General features: G+C 64.4%; 14 protein-coding genes. 5 read left to right on the forward strand and 9 right to left on the reverse strand.

Annotated features, from left to right (window positions below; all coding sequences use genetic code 11):
• Window positions 1-51 precede the first annotated feature (51 nt).
• Together VGN93_RS01115 and VGN93_RS01120 are read right to left on the reverse strand one after the other, a co-directional pair.
• The gene (locus tag VGN93_RS01115; RefSeq protein WP_327505987.1) at window positions 52-1,431 is read right to left on the reverse strand and encodes an MFS transporter; all 1,380 of its coding nucleotides are present in this window, start codon (window positions 1,429-1,431) and stop codon (window positions 52-54) included.
• Window positions 1,432-1,521: 90 nt separating this feature from the next.
• Complete coding sequence (locus tag VGN93_RS01120; RefSeq protein WP_327505988.1) at window positions 1,522-6,303, reverse strand: NAD-glutamate dehydrogenase; 4,782 nt, start codon at window positions 6,301-6,303, stop codon at window positions 1,522-1,524.
• A gap of 276 nt (window positions 6,304-6,579) precedes the next feature.
• Here VGN93_RS01120 and pdxY point away from each other — a divergent pair, with 276 nt between their 5' ends.
• A complete protein-coding gene (gene pdxY / locus VGN93_RS01125; RefSeq protein ID WP_327505989.1) occupies window positions 6,580-7,455 on the forward strand; it encodes a pyridoxal kinase PdxY in 876 nt (291 codons plus the stop codon).
• A gap of 91 nt (window positions 7,456-7,546) precedes the next feature.
• Window positions 7,547-8,188, forward strand: coding sequence for a carbonic anhydrase (locus tag VGN93_RS01130; RefSeq protein ID WP_319323577.1), 642 nt, complete (start codon window positions 7,547-7,549; stop codon window positions 8,186-8,188).
• Between the two features lie 149 nt (window positions 8,189-8,337).
• On the opposite strand, the gene VGN93_RS01135 is transcribed toward VGN93_RS01130, so the two are convergent.
• Both VGN93_RS01135 and VGN93_RS01140 read right to left on the reverse strand, forming a co-directional pair.
• The gene (locus tag VGN93_RS01135) at window positions 8,338-9,159 is read right to left on the reverse strand and encodes a lytic transglycosylase domain-containing protein (RefSeq protein WP_319323576.1); all 822 of its coding nucleotides are present in this window, start codon (window positions 9,157-9,159) and stop codon (window positions 8,338-8,340) included.
• Between the two features lie 236 nt (window positions 9,160-9,395).
• Window positions 9,396-10,430, reverse strand: a complete 1,035-nt coding sequence (locus VGN93_RS01140; protein WP_327505990.1) for an aspartate-semialdehyde dehydrogenase — start codon at window positions 10,428-10,430, stop codon at window positions 9,396-9,398.
• 492 nt (window positions 10,431-10,922) lie between these two features.
• On the opposite strand from VGN93_RS01140, the gene VGN93_RS01145 reads away from it, so the two are divergent.
• On the forward strand, window positions 10,923-12,812 hold the full coding sequence (locus VGN93_RS01145; protein ID WP_319323574.1) for an MFS transporter: 1,890 nt from the start codon (window positions 10,923-10,925) through the stop codon (window positions 12,810-12,812).
• A gap of 58 nt (window positions 12,813-12,870) precedes the next feature.
• Here VGN93_RS01145 and VGN93_RS01150 read toward each other — a convergent pair whose 3' ends face one another.
• The 5 genes from VGN93_RS01150 to VGN93_RS01170 all read right to left on the reverse strand — a co-directional run bounded on the left by VGN93_RS01150 (window position 12,871) and on the right by VGN93_RS01170 (window position 16,296).
• On the reverse strand, window positions 12,871-13,569 hold the full coding sequence (locus VGN93_RS01150) for a phosphatase PAP2 family protein (RefSeq protein ID WP_327505991.1): 699 nt from the start codon (window positions 13,567-13,569) through the stop codon (window positions 12,871-12,873).
• Window positions 13,570-13,692: 123 nt separating this feature from the next.
• Entirely contained in the window at window positions 13,693-14,802 is a 1,110-nt protein-coding gene (leuB, locus tag VGN93_RS01155) for a 3-isopropylmalate dehydrogenase (protein ID WP_327505992.1), read from the reverse strand.
• A gap of 96 nt (window positions 14,803-14,898) precedes the next feature.
• The gene (locus VGN93_RS01160; RefSeq protein WP_327505993.1) at window positions 14,899-15,279 is read right to left on the reverse strand and encodes a RidA family protein; all 381 of its coding nucleotides are present in this window, start codon (window positions 15,277-15,279) and stop codon (window positions 14,899-14,901) included.
• Between the two features lie 4 nt (window positions 15,280-15,283).
• Window positions 15,284-15,889 (reverse strand): 3-isopropylmalate dehydratase small subunit, encoded by a 606-nt coding sequence (gene leuD, locus VGN93_RS01165; RefSeq protein ID WP_327505994.1) that lies wholly within the window; start codon window positions 15,887-15,889, stop codon window positions 15,284-15,286.
• 152 nt (window positions 15,890-16,041) lie between these two features.
• Window positions 16,042-16,296, reverse strand: coding sequence for a hypothetical protein (locus VGN93_RS01170; protein WP_256120489.1), 255 nt, complete (start codon window positions 16,294-16,296; stop codon window positions 16,042-16,044).
• 107 nt (window positions 16,297-16,403) lie between these two features.
• Here VGN93_RS01170 and VGN93_RS01175 point away from each other — a divergent pair, with 107 nt between their 5' ends.
• Together VGN93_RS01175 and VGN93_RS01180 are read left to right on the forward strand one after the other, a co-directional pair.
• A complete protein-coding gene (locus VGN93_RS01175; protein ID WP_327505995.1) occupies window positions 16,404-17,315 on the forward strand; it encodes a CoA ester lyase in 912 nt (303 codons plus the stop codon).
• A complete protein-coding gene (locus VGN93_RS01180) occupies window positions 17,312-17,518 on the forward strand; it encodes a DUF1737 domain-containing protein (protein ID WP_319323568.1) in 207 nt (68 codons plus the stop codon). The genes VGN93_RS01175 and VGN93_RS01180 overlap by 4 nt, the downstream gene beginning before the upstream one ends.
• The last annotated feature ends 204 nt before the right edge of the window (window positions 17,519-17,722 follow it).

Consider the following 17,722-nt stretch of genomic DNA (forward strand, 5'->3'; position numbering starts at 1 on the left):
GCGGCAAGGTTGCCATGAAGCTGACGCCCCGCTTGCGGGGCGTTTTGCGTTTCAGGCCTTGTCGGCCGGATAGGGCGTTCGCAGCAGGAGCAGGAAACCGACGACGAGGAAGGCGATGAGCGCCATCATGCCGATGCGGGCGGAGCCCGTCGCGGTGGTGATGAGGGCGACGGAGAGCGGTGCGAGGAAGGACGTGGCGCGGCCAGACAGGGCATAGAGGCCGAAATAGCGGCCCGCCTCGTCCGGATGGATGCTTTGCGCGAGATAGGAGCGGGCCGAGGCCTGGACGGGGCCGAAGGCGACGCCGATCAGCAGGCCGTAGAGGATGTAGGCCTTCTCCGCGGCCGTGGCGAACAACCCGCCGGAATCGGCGGTCGGCAGCGGGATCAGGCCGAACAGGGTGAAGCCCGGGCCGGTGGAAACGATGCCGATGGTGGCGATGGTCAGGCAGACGAGGCTCATCACCACGACGGGCTTCGAGCCGAGCCGCTTGTCCAGCCGGCTGGCATAAAGGCATCCGCCGATCGCCACCACGTTGAGGATGATGCCGTAGATGCCGAGTTCGAAGGTCTGCCAGGCGAACATGCCGGCCGCAAAGGTGCCGCCGAGCGCCAAGAGGCCGTTGACGCCGTCCTGGTAGATCATGCGGGCGATGAGGAAGCGCAGGATGCCGGGTTTCTGCTTGAGGTCGCGCAGCGTTGCGGAAAGATCGGCGAGGCCGGCGCGCACGGCGGCGGCGATCGGCAATCCCTTTTTCTGGTCGGGCGTGAAGAAGAACATCGGCAGGATGAAGACGAGATACCAGAGCGCCGAGATCGGCCCGGTGATGCGGGCATCCTCGCCGGCGGCAGCGTCGAGGCCGAAGAGCGGCACGATGCCGATCGCCGTCCTGCCGGTCTCGGGATTGGCGGCGAGGAGGGCGACGACGGCGATCAGCACGATCATGCCGCCGAGATAGCCGAGGCCCCAGGCGATGTTGGAGATGCGGCCAGCGTCCTCGGGGCGCACGAGGCGCGGCATCATCGAATCGTTGAAGACGATGGAGAATTCCGCCGCGACGGTCGCCAGCACGATCATCGCCATGGCGAAGAGCAGGCCCGAGCCCGGTGCCGCATACCAGAGGGCGGCGAGCGACAGGATCTTGATCACCGCGAAGACGGCGATCCAGGGTTTGCGGGCGCCGGAGGCATCGGCGATCGAGCCCATGACGGGGGCGAGCAGCGCGATCAGAATGCCGGAGACAGTAAGCGTGTAGCTCCAGGCGGCCTGGCCGGCGGCGTGGTCCTCGGTCAGGCGCGAGACGAGGTAGGGGCCGAAGATGAAGGTGGTGATGACCGTGAAGAAGGGTTGCGCCGCCCAGTCGAACAGCATCCAGCCCGTGATGCCGGCCCGGCTGGTGCGCGGCTCCCGGCTTTCCGTCGCGATCGTCATCGGCCCTCCAATTCGCGGGGGGCGACGACTGTGCGCCCGTCCGATGCCGGCTAACGGAGCCTTCGCCCGATCAGCCGGCACGGGACTTTGTCACTTCGACCGTGCCTGTGCAAGGTCGCTCAGGATGCCGGCGGCGACGCTCACCTTGGCGAGTGTGGCTTCGCCCGTCTCGGTCAGCGCCGAGAGGTTTGCCGTCACGCGGGCGAGCCGTTCCTTGTCGGCCTGCTGCCAGGTCGCCAGCGGCGTCTTGTCGCCCTTGTGGCCGGTCAGTACGACGCTCGCGAGATCCCGGCGGGCATTGGCGATGTCGGTGAGGCTGCGCTGCAAGGCGAGCGCCTCGTAGAGATCGCCGGTCGGAATGCGGCTTGCCGCGACAAGCAGCCGGCCGATATTGAGCGCCGAGCTGATGCCGGCAAAGGTCTGCGCCGTCCTGCCGAGCGTGTCGCCGGTCGCCGATGCGATCAGCATCACTTCCGGCACGAAGGTCAGCATGGAAAGCGTGGCGATCTCCGCCGCCAGGTCGGCCGGCACGCCCTCGTCCTCATAGGCGTGGGCCTTGCGGCGCGCCTCGTCGCCGGCCGCTTCCGAGATCAGTGTCGAGAGCTGCGGGCGAAGCTGCTTCAGTGCCTGCTTGAGCTTGTGCACGGCCTGGTCCAGCGGGCCGGACACGGCGCCGGTCGTCAACAGCAGGCTGGTGACGGTGGCGTAGATGCGGCCGATCTCCTCGTAGAGTTCGTTCTGCACGGCGCCTGCCACCAGCGTATCGAGCGCGTCGACGCCGGCATAGAGGGCTGCGAGGCCGTAGCCATCGCGGGCGATGACGGCGGCCTTCACGGCATCCGCCGGGCCAAAGCCGGTGCCGTCGGTCAGCGCGTTGATGAAGGCCGGGCCGCCGCGGTTGATCACCTCGTTGGCGAGGATCGTCGCGATGATCTCGCGGCGCAGGCGATGCGAGCGGATGTCGTCGCCATAGGTCTTCTGCATCTTGGCCGGGAAGTAGCCCACCAGCGTCGGCTCGAAATAGGGCTCGTCCGGCAGGCCGGTATGCACGAGTTCATCGAACAGCACGAGCTTGGCATAGGAGAGCAGCACGCCGATCTCCGGCCGCGTCAGCGGCTTGCCGGCCTGGTAGCGCTCGGCGACGGTGCGGTCGTCCGGCAGCGTCTCGACCTTGCGGTTGAGCTGGCCGGCGGCCTCGAAACGGTCCATCAGGCGCGTCAGGGGCGCGCGGTTGGCCGTGCCCTGCTTTTCGATCAGCGAAATCGCCAGCGATTGCAGGTAGTTGTTGCGCAGCACGAGGTGACCCACCTCGTCCGTCATCGAGGCGAGCAGCACGTTGCGCTTGGCGCGCGTCAGCCGCTCGTCGCGCATGGCGGAGGCGAGCGCGATCTTGATGTTGACCTCGACGTCCGACGAATTCACGCCGGCCGAGTTGTCGATGGCATCCGAGTTGCAACGCCCGCCCTTCATCGCGAAGGCGATGCGGCCACGCTGGGTGACGCCGAGGTTGGCGCCCTCGCCGATCACCTTGGCGCGCAGATCGTCGGCGACGATGCGGATCGGGTCGTTGGCACGGTCGCCCACCTCCGCGTCCGTCTCGTTCTGGCCGCGGATATAGGTGCCGATGCCGCCGAACCACATCAGGTCGACCGGCGCCTTGAGGATCGCCGTCATGACCTCGAACGGCGTCGCCTTGGCCTTGTCGATCCCGATCACGGCCATCGCTTCCGCCGTCAGCGTCACGGATTTTTCCGTGCGCGGAATGATCATCGCACCCTTGGAAAGCACGGAGCGGTCATAGTCCTGCCAGCTTGAGCGCGGCAGGGCGAACATGCGGCGGCGTTCGGCGAAGGACGTATCGGTATCCGGATTCGGATCGATGAAGATGTCGCGGTGATCGAAGGCCGCGACGAGCCTGATCTTGCGCGAGAGCAGCATGCCGTTGCCGAAGACGTCGCCCGACATGTCGCCGACGCCGGCGACGGTGAAGGGCGTCTTCTGGATGTCGATGTTCATCTCGCGGAAGTGGCGTTTTACGGTCTCCCAGGCGCCGCGGGCGGTGATGCCCATCTTCTTGTGGTCGTAGCCGGCCGAACCGCCGGAGGCGAAGGCGTCGTCGAGCCAGAAGCCGGCTTCCTGCGCGAGCCCGTTCGCCGTGTCGGAGAAGGTCGCCGTGCCCTTGTCGGCGGCGACGACGAAATAGGGATCATCGCCATCAAGGCGGACCGTATCGGCCGGCGGCACGACATCCTGGCCGACGATGTTGTCGGTGACGGAGAGCAGCGTGCGGATATAGGTCTTGTAGGCCTCGGTGCCGGCCTTGAAGATGGCGTCGCGGCTGCCGCCGGCGGGAAGCTGCTTCGGATAGAAGCCGCCCTTTGCGCCGACCGGCACGATGACCGAGTTCTTCACCTGCTGCGCCTTGACGAGGCCGAGCACTTCCGTGCGGTAGTCCTGCGCGCGGTCCGACCAGCGCAGGCCGCCGCGAGCGACCTTGCCGAAGCGCAGGTGCACGCCTTCCACCTCGGCGCCGTAGACGAAGATCTCACGGAAGGGCCGCGGTTCCGGCAGGCCGTCCAGCGCCTTCGGATCGAGCTTGATCGCCAGCGTCTTGCGCGGCTTGCCGTCGGCGTCGCGCTGGAAATAGTTGGTGCGCAGCGTCGCCTGGATGGCGTTGACGTAGCGGCGCAGAATCCGGTCCTCGTCGAGGCTCGGCACGTTGGCGAGCGCCTCTTCGATCGCCGTGGCGGTCTCGCCGGTCTTCTTCTCGCGCTGGCGATCCGAAAATTTCGGGTCGAGGCGGGTCTTGAACAGGCGGAACAGATTGGCGGCGATGGGTGGGTACTTGTTCAGCGTATCGGCGATATAGCCCTGCGAATAGGCAATGCCGGTCTGGCGCAGGTAGCGCGAATAGGTGCGCAACGCCATGATCTCGCGGGCGGAAATGCCGGCGGTCAGGATGAGGCGGTTCAGCGCGTCGTCGTCGACTTCGCCATGCCAGGCCGCCAGAAACGCTTCCTCCAGCATCGGGCTCAGCTTGTCGAGATTGATCTCGATGCCGTCGCGGTGCTTCAGCTCCATGTCGTGCAGGATGACGCGGCGCTGTTCGCCGTCGAAACCGACGACCGTGAGGTCGTGCGTCTGTTCGCTGACGACGTTGAAGCCGAGGTTTTCGAGCAGCGGCACGCGGCGCGACAGCGACACGGGTTCGCCGGCATGGAAGATCTTCAGCTCGACCGTGCTGAGGTCGGTGTTCCAGGCCTTGCGGTAGAAGGAAATGCGGATCGGGTTGTCCGGCGTCGCCGTCGAGATGAGGGCGAGGTCGGCATGGGCCTCGGCGGGGGTGAAGTCCTCCTGGTAGCCGCGGTCGGTGACGAGGCGTAGGCCGTCGCCGCCGGAGAGCGTTTCGAAGCGGTCCGTCCAGCGCGTTGCGATCTCGCGCACGGCCTGTTCAAGCTTCGGCTGGGGAATGCGCGGCGTCTTGCCGCCGGAGCGGCCGATGATGAAGTGCACGCGGGCAAGCCCACCTTCCGGGAAAGCCGGGTAATAGGCGGAGACGCGGCCATCGTAAGTCGACTTCAGATAGTTGCCGATCTTTTCGCGCACGTCGGAATCATATTGTTCGCGCGGCACGTAGACGATGACCGAGACGAAGCGGTCGAAACGGTCGATGCGCGGCAGCACGCGGATGCGCGGGCGGTCGGACAGTTCGTTGATCTGCTCGCAGAAAGTGGCGAGCAGGCCGGTGTCGATCTGGAAGAGATCGTCACGCGGATAGGATTCCAGCGTGTTGATCAGCATCTTGCCGGAATGGCTCTTCGGGTCGTAGCCGAAATGCTCGACGACATCAGCCACCTTGGAGCGCAGAAGCGGGATCTGGCCGGCGGCATGCGTATAGGCGGTGGAGGTGAAGAGGCCGACGATGCGCAGTTCGCCGATCACCTTGCCCTTCTCGTTGAACCGCTTCAGGCCGATATAATCCATATAGGCGCGGCGGTGCACGAGGGATTTCACATTGGCCTTGGTGACGATCAGGAAGTCCGGGCCTTCGAGGAATTCCAGAATTTCCGGCGTCGTCGTCACGGCGTCCTTGCCGAGGCGCAGCACGCGCACGTCCGGGTCGGAGAGGATGCCGAGGCCTTCGCCGCCGCGTTCCACGGTCGCCTGCTCGCCCTTGCCGGAATAGCTGTATTCCCGCATGCCGAGGAAGGTGAAGTTGTTGCCGCGCAGCCAGGTCATGAAGGCGAGCGCTTCGTCCTTGTCGGCCTTGGCCTTGGCGTAACGCTCCATGTCGGCCATGGCGCTGTCGAGCTTTTCCACCATGGCGGGCCAGTCGTCGACGGCCTGGTGGACCTGGTCGAGCACGGTGTTCACCCGTTCGACGAGCAAGGCGGCCTCGCCCGGCGCGAGTTCCGACAGGTGGATCTCGATATGGCTGACGCGGTGTACCGGGTCGCTGTCCTCGTCCGGCGAGAAGAGTTTCGGCGTTTCGCCCGGTGTGACGACGAGGATCGGGTGGACCGCGAGGTGGATGTCGCGGTGCGTGCTCGTCACTTCGCCCATCACCGAATCGTAGAGGAACGGCTGGTTGCGGTCGGTGACGGAGAGCACGGAGACGGGCGCGCCCTGGGGCGTGACATCCGGCAGCGTGGTGACCGTGACGCGCGGCGTTGCACCGTTCCACGCCTCGATTTCGGCCATGGCGTGCGCTGCGGCAACCGCCAGCATCGGGCCGGTATAATGCTCGAGGTCGTCCTTGCTGGCACGCCCGAACAGGATGTCGGGCCCAAGCGTCTTTGCGCCGAGGGCGGCGGCGGCAGCCTTTGCTGCCTCGATGTGTTTTTCTCGCTTCACGTTGGTCCTGGCACCCATGGAATTTTCCCTCGAATCCGATGGCCGGACGTTAGCAGAAGAAAAAATACCTGCGACGAAATTTGTGGAATGGTGAGAAAATTCAATCGATTTTGTCCGGAATAGGTCAGTTCTGCTGTCGTTTTGCCCCGAAATTCGCGGTTTTTCGTCGAAAAGCAGCCCCGGACCGGCCTTGCGGGACGATCGTGGCCCTCCGGAAGGCCTGGAACGGCAGAGCGGGCGTTGACAGGCCATGACCCCCTTGTCATCACTCGGCAGAACGAAGGGAACCCGGCTATGAACGAGAGCGACAAGGGCACGGTCATCGTTATTTCGAGCCATGTGGTGCGCGGCACGGTCGGCAACCGCGCCGCCGTCTTCGCGCTCGAGACGCTCGGGCATCCGGTCTGGGCGCTGCCGACGGTCATCCTGCCCTGGCATCCGGGCCATGGAAAATCGACCCGCGTGGCGATCTCGACGGAGGATTTCGACGCGATGATCTCCGACCTCATCCGCGCGCCCTGGCGCGGCGAGGTGAAGGCGGTGCTGTCGGGTTATCTCGGCAGTGCGGCGCAGGTCGCATCCGTCGCGCGCCTCGTTTCAGGGCTCAAGGCGGAAAATCCCGACCTTCTCTATATGTGCGACCCGGTCTGCGGCGATGAAAACGGCCTCTATATCGCGGAAGAGACAGCGGTGGCGATCCGCGACCAGCTGATCCCGCTCGCCTCGATCGCCACGCCCAACCGGTTCGAATTGGCCTGGCTTTCCGGCGCGCCGCTGGAAGCCAATGCCGCCGTCATGGAGGCGGCTTTGTCACTCGGCCCGTCCCGCATGCTGGTCACCTCCTCCCTGCCGCTGATGGCGGGCAGCACGGGCAATCTCTATCTCTCCGGGCGCAGCGCGCTTCTGGCGGAACACCGCCTCGTGCCCAACCCGCCGAACGGCACGGGCGACCTGCTTTCGGCGATCTTTCTCTCCCGGCTGATGGAAGGCCTTGCGGAGGAACGTGCCCTGATGATGGCGACGGCCAGCGTCTTCGAGATCGTCGCGCGCACCGCCAAGCGCGGAGCCGACGAGCTGACGCTGGAACAGGATGCCGGCAGCATTTCCACGCCGATGGCCATGGTGCATATGCGCCGCCTGCTGCATCCGGCGCAGAGCAAACGGCCCTGAATCGTCTTGCGCCATCCCGTGCGGAGTGGTTTATGCACATCCGGATGGGGCCTCATCCGGCAGATCGTTTGCACGGGGGTATTTTGACACCATGAACCGCTTTCCCGACCGTCTTCTGAATGGCTACCGCAATTTCATGTCCGGCCGTTATGCCGAACAATCGGCGCGCTACCGGGCGCTGGCCGAGACCGGCCAGAAGCCGAAGACGCTGGTGATTGCCTGTTGCGACTCCCGGGCAGCACCCGAGACGATCTTCGACAGCGGGCCGGGCGAACTCTTCGTGATCCGCAATGTCGCCAACCTGGTGCCGCCCTATGAGCCGGACGGGCAGTTCCACTCGACGTCGGCAGCCCTTGAATTCGCCGTACAGTCGCTGAAGGTCAGCGATATCGTGGTGATGGGCCATGGGCGCTGCGGCGGCATTTCGGCGGCACTCGCCGTGGATGCCGAGCCGCTCTCGCCCGGTGATTTCATCGGCAAGTGGATGGGCATGCTGAGGCCCGTCGCCGAACAGATCCAGGGTGCCGAAATCCTGACGCAGGGCGAACGCCAGCGCGCGCTCGAGCGTGTCTCGATCCGCAACTCGCTCGCCAATCTCAGAACCTTCCCCTGCGTGCGAATCCTGGAAGAAAAGGGCCGCCTCCAGCTGCACGGCTCCTGGTTCGACATCTCGACCGGCGAGCTCTGGATCATGGATGCCAAGACCGGCGATTTCCAGCGCCCGGGCACGTAAAGAAAAACCCGGCCTGGTTTCCCGCCGGGTTTTAGCTTGCCGATAGCTTCGCCTCATTCTCCACCGTCATCCTCGGGCTTGACCCGAGGATCCACGCGGCTGGACGGTTGGGTCAGGCCCGACCATGACAAAGGAGAGGGCACGAGCGATTAATCGCCGTCGATTTCCGCGCCGATGATGGCGATCGCGCGCTGATAGACGCTGGCCGCGTTCCAGCCCTGCAGGGCGCCGAAATTGCCTTGGCCCGGCTGGTAGCCGCCGCCGGCGCTCCAGCCGTGGCCGCGCAGGAAGTTCGCGGTGGAGGCGAGCGCGTCGGCCTTCGAGCCGACGAGGTCGATGCGGCCGTTGCCGTCGCCGTCGACGGCGTATTTCAGCACGTTTGCCGGCAGGAACTGCGTCTGGCCGATTTCGCCATGCGCGGCACCGCGTGCGGACGTCGAGAGAATGCCCTTCTGGACGAGCTGCATCGTGGCGTTGAGCTGGTTGGTGAAATATTCCGACCGGCGGCAGTCATAGGCGAGCGTCGCCACGGCCGAGATCGTATGTTCCTTGCCGAGGAAGCCGCCGAAGCCGGTTTCCATGCCCCAGATGGCGAGCAGCGGGCCGGCCGGCACGCCGTAGCGGCTCTCGATGCGCTCGAACAGCGCCGCGTTCTGCTTCTTCAGGCTCTTGCCGCGGCGGATGATCGCCTGGCCGCCACGCTTCTGCATGAACTGTTCGAGGGAGAGCTTGAAACTCTTCTGGCCGCGGTCGGCGCGGATCGTCGCGCGGGCATAGCTGACATTGGCGAATGCCTTGTCGAGCGTGGCGCGGCTGATGCCGCGGCCGGCGGCCTCGTCCTTGTATGCCTCTACCCAGGCCGGAAAACCGCCTGCATCGTTGCCGCACTTGGCAGCCTCAGCCGCCGCCGGCACTGCTGCCGTGGCGATCATTGCGGCCAGCACCTTGGCCACGCTCCGTGTCATGCCCATGAAAAACCCCGTGATCTAAGTCAAATTCCGCTGCGGGAGCATGCCATGCCCCGCCGTTCCTGTCATCGCACCTTGCCGTGAAGCCGTTCCGGCCTGTCCGCCGGCATGGTTCAAAGCAAAGTCCCGATCGTTCTCAAACGGAACAACCGGGACTTTTATTTAAAATTGGTTACCGGAACGTTGCCGCATTTGCCGGAAATGCGAAAACGCTCCGATTTCACCGTCTGCCTCTGGGATCAGGCAGCCTGCTTCTTCGCCTTGATCAGGCCGCGGGCGACGAGCAGTTCCGCGATCTGGATGGCGTTGAGGGCGGCACCCTTGCGCAGGTTGTCGGAGACGACCCAGATGTTGAGGCCGTTTTCGACGGTCGCGTCCTCGCGGATGCGCGAAATGTAGGTGGCGTCTTCGCCTGCCGATTCGTACGGCGTGATGTAGCCGCCGTTCTCGTGCTTGTCGATGACCTGGCAACCCGGCGCCTCGCGCAGGATTTCGCGGGCCTCGTCCGCCGTGATCTCGTTTTCGAACTCGATGTTGACCGATTCGGAATGGCCGATGAAGACGGGCACGCGCACGGCCGTGCAGGTCACCTTGATCTTCGGATCGAGCATCTTCTTGGTCTCGGCCAGAACCTTCCACTCTTCCTTCGTGTAGCCGTCTTCCATGAACGAATCGATGTGCGGGATGACGTTGAAGGCGATGCGCTTGGTGAACTTCTTCGATTCGACCGGATCGGCGACGAAGACGGCGCGGGTCTGCTGGAAGAGTTCGTCCATGCCTTCCTTGCCGGCGCCGGAAACGGACTGGTAGGTCGAGACGACGACGCGCTTGATCTTGGCGCGGTCATGCAGCGGCTTCAGCGCGACGACGAGCTGGGCAGTCGAGCAGTTCGGGTTGGCGATGATGTTCTTGCGCGAAAACTGCGCGACGGCATCCGGGTTCACTTCCGGAACGATCAACGGAACGTCGGCGTCGTAGCGCCAGGCCGAGGAATTGTCGATGACGACGCAGCCCTGCGCGCCGATCTTCGGCGAATACTTCTGCGAAACCGTGCCGCCGGCCGACATCAGGCAAATGTCCGTGTCGGAGAAATCGTAGTTTTCGAGGTTCTGCACCTTCAGCGTCTTGTCGCCGAAGGAGACCTCGGTGCCCTGCGAGCGGGCAGAGGCGAGCGCCACGACTTCATCAGCCGGAAAGCCGCGCTCGGAAAGGATGTTCAGCATTTCCCGGCCGACATTGCCGGTCGCGCCGGCGACTGCGATCTTGAAACCCATGACTAAAGCTCTCTTTCTCTGTCTCTCCGCGGGTCTAGGAGGGAAACCCGTCGGCCTCGACGCGGGTTTCGGTCCCCGGCCATACCGGGGAGAGAGCGGTGGGCCAGAGACGTCAGACGGTTTTCGTCGTCGTTTTGGCCGTTGTTTTGGAAAAGGATGCGCAATGGCGAACCCGTCCGGCGTTGAGGGCCGGATCGATCATGCTGGCGATGGTGATACCAAGGCGGTACATGGCGGTTCCTTTGCGTGGGTGCTGAATACGCTCATCTCACGAAGAGTCAAGCCTTGCGCGCGCGCAAAGCGGCGCTTGCGCGAAGACGTTCATCTTCGACTTAAGTCGTACACCCAAAGTCATAAGCCCAAAGCAGCGCTGCTGTCACAGTTCTTTTTCTGCCATCCTTCCAATCAGGCGCACCCTGTCCGGGGTTTTAAGGGAGAAACTCCGGACGATCATGGGCTGCCCGACACGCCGTTTTTGTGGAGGACAAACAAATGGCAAATGTTTCGACGGCAGGCACCGCCAAGGCGGCGCCCATGACCGGCGAGCAGAAGAAGGTGATCTTCGCCTCTTCGCTCGGCACAGTTTTCGAATGGTACGATTTCTATCTTTACGGTTCACTGGCGATCTATATCGGCGCCACCTTCTTCAGCCAGTATCCCGAAACGACGCGCAATATCTTCGCGCTGCTGGCCTTTGCTGCCGGCTTCCTCGTGCGTCCGTTCGGCGCGCTGGTCTTCGGCCGCCTCGGCGATCTCGTCGGCCGCAAATATACCTTCCTCGTCACCATCCTGATCATGGGCTTCTCGACCTTCGTGGTCGGCCTTTTGCCCGGCGCCGCCACCATCGGCATCGCCGCCCCGATCATCCTGATCATCCTGCGCATGCTCCAGGGCCTGGCGCTCGGCGGTGAATATGGCGGTGCCGCGACCTATGTGGCGGAACATGCTCCAGATGGCCGGCGCGGTTATTTCACCTCGTGGATCCAGACGACGGCGACGCTCGGCCTGTTTCTGTCGCTGGTGGTCATCCTCGCGGTGCAGTTCATTCTCGGCAAGGAAGCCTTTGCCGAATGGGGCTGGCGCATCCCGTTCCTGCTCTCGGCCATCCTGCTCGGCGTTTCCGTCTGGATCCGCCTGAAGATGAACGAATCGCCGGCCTTCGCGAAGATGAAGGAAGAGGGCAAGGGCTCCAAGGCTCCGCTGAAGGAAGCGTTCGGCCAGTGGCGCAACGCCAAGATCGCGCTGCTCGCGCTGTTCGGCGCCGTCGTCGGCCAGGCCGTCGTCTGGTATTCCGGCCAGTTCTACGCGCTGTTCTTCCTGACCGGCGTGCTGAAGGTGGACGGCCAGTCGGCCAATATCATGGTTGCCTGCTCGCTGTTGCTCGGCACCGGCGGATTCGTCTTCTTCGGCTGGCTGTCGGACAAGGTCGGTCGCAAGCCGATCATCATGGCCGGCCTGCTGCTCGCCATGCTGACCTACTTCCCGCTGTTCAAGGCGCTGACCTGGGCCGGCAACCCGGCGCTGGCACAGGCGCAGGACACGATCCGCGCAACGGTGACTGCCGCTCCGGGAGACTGCAAGTTCCAGTTCAACCCGACGGGCACGACGAAGTTTACGACCTCGTGCGACATCGCGACGTCGTTCCTGACCCGCAATTCGGTGCCCTATGACGTCGTGACCACGGCGGCTGCCGGCACCGCTGCAACGGTTCAGATCGGCGACAAGACGATCCCGAGCTATGACGCCATCGCTTCGGCCGACCAGGCCAAGGCGCTCGATGCAGCCTTCCAGAAGCAGACCAACATCGCCCTGCACGACAGCGGTTATCCGCTGGTGCGCGGTGCGGCCAAGGTTCCGGACTCCAAGCTCGACGCCTTCGTCGCGGCCAACCCGGAACTCGCCCTCGATGCCGCCGCCATCCGCGCCGGCGAAAAGGCGACGACTCCCGCGGCAGACCTCGTCACGGCCAAGCTGCTGACGGCCGAGGAAGCCGCCGGCGTCACCGACATGGCGGTCTACACGATCGACAAGGGCGGTGCCTTCACGATGGTGGCCGATCCGGCAAACGTGAACTGGATCATGACCATCGCCGTGCTGACGGTGCTCGTGATCTACGTCACCATGGTCTACGGCCCGATTGCAGCCCTGCTGGTCGAACTGTTCCCGACTCGCATCCGCTACACCGGCATGTCGCTGCCCTACCATATCGGTAACGGCTGGTTCGGTGGTCTGCTCCCGGCAATGGCCTTCGCGATGAGTGCCGCCCAGGGCGATATCTACTATGGTCTCTGGTATCCGATTGTGTTCGCCGGCATCACGCTGGTCATCGGTCTCCTGTTCCTGCCGGAAACCAAGGATCGCGACATCCACGCCATGGATTGATCTCCCCCTTCCGATTGTTCATGGCAGACCCGGCTCGTGGCGACACGGGCCGGGTTCTTTATTGGAGTTTGGGTGGCAGCAGAGCCTTCGGCAGCGGCCAGCCGTGCTCGTTGAAGCGGAAGAGCCATTCCTTGCGGGCAAAGACGAAGGCGGTGGCGATGGCCGTCCAGAGGCCGAGCAGCAGGCCGGCGGCGACATCGCTCGGATAATGCGCACCGACGATGACGCGCGAGACGCCGATCATGAGCGCGCCGACCAGGAACAGCGGCCGCAACCGCGGCGCCAGCATGGAAAAGGCGCCGAAGAACGAGCCGACGGCGGCGGAATGGCCGGAGGGGAAGCTCGCATAGAGATTGTCATTGGTGAAGGGCGTCAGGCTGTAGGCGCCGAGTTCGGAGAAGAGTTCCGGCCGCGCCCGCCCGACGATCAGCTTTACGAGATGCACCAGCGCGCTCGTCGCGCCGATCGTCACGAGGAAATAGAGCGACAGCCGCCGCGCCGTTCGGGCGCGACCCGCCAGCGTCTCGTTGCGGCTGACGCGGTGCACGATATAGGCAAGGATGACGACGAGGCCGGAGCCGTAGATCATCCAGCTGAACGTGCCGAAATCGGTGATGCGCTGGTTGAAGGTGACGATGCCGCCCGGCAGGCCCTGGGCGCGCTGCGAAAGCATCGGATCGAAGGGCACGAGGGCCACGACGAGGATCGCGGTGGCGGCGAGGATCCAGAGCGAGGAGGTCGCAAACGATCGGTTCATGGTCATCCTTTGAAAACAGCGTGGCTTCCATGTGTTGGCGGCAGCCGGCATTTCAAGGGAGCGCAAACGAAAAAGGCTCCCGGAGCGCCTGCGCCGGGAGTCTTTTAAGCGAAGATATCAGTCTCAGGCCGAGAGCTTCTTGAACGCTTCAAGGATGGCGTCGCCCATCTCGGTCGTGCCGACCTGGCGGCTGCCTTCCGACATGATGTCGCCGGTGCGCACACCACTGTCGAGCACGTCGGCGATCGCCTTTTCCAGGTTGTCGGCTTCCGCGACCATGTTGAACGAGTAGCGCAGGCACATGGCGAAGGACGCGATCATGGCGATCGGGTTGGCGATGCCCTTGCCGGCAATGTCCGGCGCCGAGCCGTGCACGGGCTCGTAGAGCGCCTTGCGCTGGCCCTTGGCATCCGGCGCGCCGAGCGAGGCGGACGGCAGCATGCCGAGCGAGCCGGTCAGCATGGCGGCGACGTCGGAGAGCATGTCGCCGAACAGGTTGTCGGTGACGATGACGTCGAACTGTTTTGGCGCGCGCACAAGCTGCATGCCGCCGGCGTCCGCCAGCATGTGCTCCAGCTGCACGTCGGAATAGGCGCGCTTGTGCGTTTCCGTCACGACCTGGTTCCAGAGCACGCCGGACTTCATGACGTTGCGCTTTTCCATCGAGCAGACGCGGTTGCCGCGCGTGCGGGCGAGTTCGAAGGCGACGCCGGCGATGCGTTCGATCTCGTAGGTGTCGTAGACCTGCGTGTCGATGCCGCGCTTCTGGCCGTTGCCGAGGTCGATGATCTCCTTCGGCTCGCCGAAATAGACGCCGCCGGTGAGTTCGCGCACGATCAGGATGTCGAGGCCTTCGACGAGTTCGGCTTTAAGCGATGAGGCATTGGCGAGCGCCGGGTAGCAGATCGCCGGGCGCAGGTTCGCAAAAAGCTTGAGGTCTTTGCGCAGGCGCAGCAGGCCGGCCTCGGGGCGCACCTCGTAGGGAACATCATCCCATTTCGGGCCGCCGACGGCGCCGAACAGCACGGCATCCGCCGCAAGCGCCTTCTCCATGTCGCCTTCCGAGATCGCCGCGCCATGGGCGTCATAGGCTGAGCCGCCGACGAGGCCCTCGTCGGTCGTGAAGCCGGCGCCGAGCTCGGCGTTCATATAGGCGATGATCTTGCGGACTTCCGCCATGGCTTCCGGGCCGATGCCGTCGCCGGGCAGGAGAAGGAGGGTACGCGCTGTCATGGCATTTTCCTTGATGTCACGGAATGGTCGCGCGCTTCTTAGCGCAACTTCCGTTCAAGGAAAATCGCCGGGACGAAAGATTTTTGCGCGAAGGATTCAGTTTTGCCGGAGCGCCGTGACTTCGATTTCGATCAGCATTTCCGGCCGGATCAGGTCGCAGACGACCATGGTGGCGGCGGGGCGGGTCTTGCCGAAGGTCTCGCCGAGGATCGGAAAGACGCGGTCGGCAAAAGTGGCGCCGGTCACGTAATAGTGGCAGCGCACGATATCGGCGAAGGAGAAGCCGGCCTCCTCCAGAACCTCGCCGATGGTGGCGAGGCAGCGGCGCGTCTGCTCTTCGACGCTCTCGGGCATGGTCATGGTAGCGTAGTCGTAGCCGGTCGTGCCGGATACGAAACACCAGTCACCCTGGACGACGGCGCGCGAATAGCCCGCCTTCACTTCGAAGGGAGAGCCGGACGAGATCAGCCGGCGCATCGGTTCAGGCCCAGGGGCGCGCGGCGGCGTTCTGCGTCTCGAAGCTGTCGATCGATGTCACCTTTTCCAGCGTCAGGCCGATATCGTCGAGGCCGTTCAGCAGGCAGTGGCGGCGGAAGGCATCGATGTCGAAGGTAATCCGACCGCCGTCGGGACCGGTGATCTCCTGGGCTTCCAGGTCGACGGTCAGGATGGCGTTCGAGCCGCGGCTCGCATCGTCCATCAGCTTGTCGAGGTCGTCCTGGTTGACGACGATCGGCAGGATGCCGTTCTTGAAACAGTTGTTGTAGAAGATGTCGGCGAAGCTCGTCGAGATGACGCAGCGGATGCCGAAGTCGAGCAGTGCCCACGGCGCGTGTTCGCGCGAGGAGCCGCAGCCGAAATTGTCGCCGGCGACCAGGATCGTGGCGTTCTGATAGGCGGGCTTGTTCAGCACGAAGCTTTCGTTGACGCTGCCGTCTTCATGAAAGCGCGCTTCGGCGAAGAGGCCCTTGCCGAGGCCGGTGCGCTTGATGGTCTTCAGGTAATCCTTGGGAATGATCATGTCCGTGTCGATATTGACAACGGGAAGCGGCGCGGCGACGCCGGTCAGCTTGACGAACTTTTCCATGCGGAGGCCCTCGGAATACGGTGATGTCGGTTTCGCCAAGCGTTTAGATCAGTTTTCCCCGAATTTGAAGGGGAATCTTCTGAGTACCGGGCGACCATACGCAAAAGCCGGGCGCGGTCTGCGCCCGGTGCCTCTCAGAGAGGGGATGCGGCCTAGAGATCGATGATCGTGCCGCGGCCGTCGTTCCAGATGCGCGGTTCGCGCTGGCCCGGTGCGGCGCGGTCGTTTCGCGCGCGGGCCGTTGCCCGGACCGGACGTGGCTGGAGTTTTCCGGCGAGCATGCTGCCGAGCATCAGCACGGCGACGATGCCGGCGATGGCAAGGCCGAGCGAGGCGGCGAACAGGAAAGTCGCGCCGGCGATCAGCATGGTGAGGACGGTGAAGACGATGGAACGTATGCGCTGCATGGATTTTGCCCTTTCTGTAGAGATGAATGTGGGGGCCGATTTTGTCCATTGCAAGGCCGAGACCGGTAGTGCTTGCCGGCTGCGACAAAGCGCGGCAAAAAGGACGGATGAACAGGACACCGCACCATCATCCCCTTGCCCTGCGCCGCTCGGTGCTGAGCGTTCCCGCCATCAACGCCCGGGCGCTCGCCAAGTCCGCGACGCTCGATTGCGATGCGATCATCTTCGACCTCGAGGATTCCGTGCTGCCGGCGAAGAAGGCGGAGGCGCGCGCCGCGCTGATCGCTCATTTCCAGGGCCTCGACCGGTCGGGCGCTCACGAACATGTCATCCGCATCAACCCGCTCGACGGGCCGGATGGTGTGCTCGACCTCGAGGCGGTGCTGGAATGCATGCCGGATGCCGTGCTGCTGCCGAAAGTCTCCGAGCCGCAGGATGTGCTGACCGTCGCCGACTGGCTGTCCGAGGCGGGCGCCGACGACGGGCCGCGGATCTGGGCGATGGTCGAGACGGCGGCCGGCCTTCTCAATCTTGCGGCCGTCGCCGAGACGGGGCGGACCCATGGCGGCCGGCTCGACTGCTTCGTCGTCGGCCTCAACGACCTGCGCAAGGAAACCGGCATCGCCGATATTCCCGGCCGCCCCTTCCTCGCGCCGCTGCTGCTTCAGGTGGTCGTCGCGGCGCGCGCCTCGGGGCTCGATGTCATCGATGCCGTCTTCAACGATTTTTCCGATACGGAGGGCCTGGAAGCCGAATGCCGGCAGGGCCGCCAGATGGGGTTCGACGGAAAGATGCTGATCCACCCCGCCCAGATCGCCATGGCGAACGAGGCTTTTGGCGTCACCGAGGCGGAAGCCGCGGAGGCGCTGGCCATCGTCGCGGCCTTCGATGCGCCGGAAAATGCCGGCAAGGCCGTCGTCGAGTTCGCCGGGCGCATGGTCGAAAAGCTCCATGCCGACCAGGCCGGGCGCGTGCTCGCCAAGGCCGACCTGATCAACGAGAGAAAGAAGAAAGCATGAAAGTCTACCGCTTCCTGACCGGTGCCGATGATGCCGCGTTCTGCCACAAGGTGACGCTGGCGCTGAACAAGGGCTGGGACCTGCACGGCTCGCCGACCTATGCCTACAATGCCGAAACGAAGCTGATGCAGTGCGGCCAGGCCGTGGTGAAGGACGTGCCGGGCAAGGACTACACGCCGGACATCAAGCTTTCGGAGCAATGAGCTCTTAAACGAAGCTTGGCGCGCCCGTTGCCGGCTTGTTGACGAACCTCGCCCCACCCACCACCGTCATCCTTATCTGTGCGTGCCGCCTGATTTGTTATGATGGAGCGGTGGGCAGCGTACCATTGTCATCCCAGGTCTTCAGAAGACCGTGTCCGAGCACGGTCCGCTGCCCCTTGTCGCGTTTTCACCCGAACAGTTGAC

The sequence above is a fragment of the Shinella sp. genome (assembly GCF_035998705.1).
Lineage (GTDB): Bacteria > Pseudomonadota > Alphaproteobacteria > Rhizobiales > Rhizobiaceae > Shinella.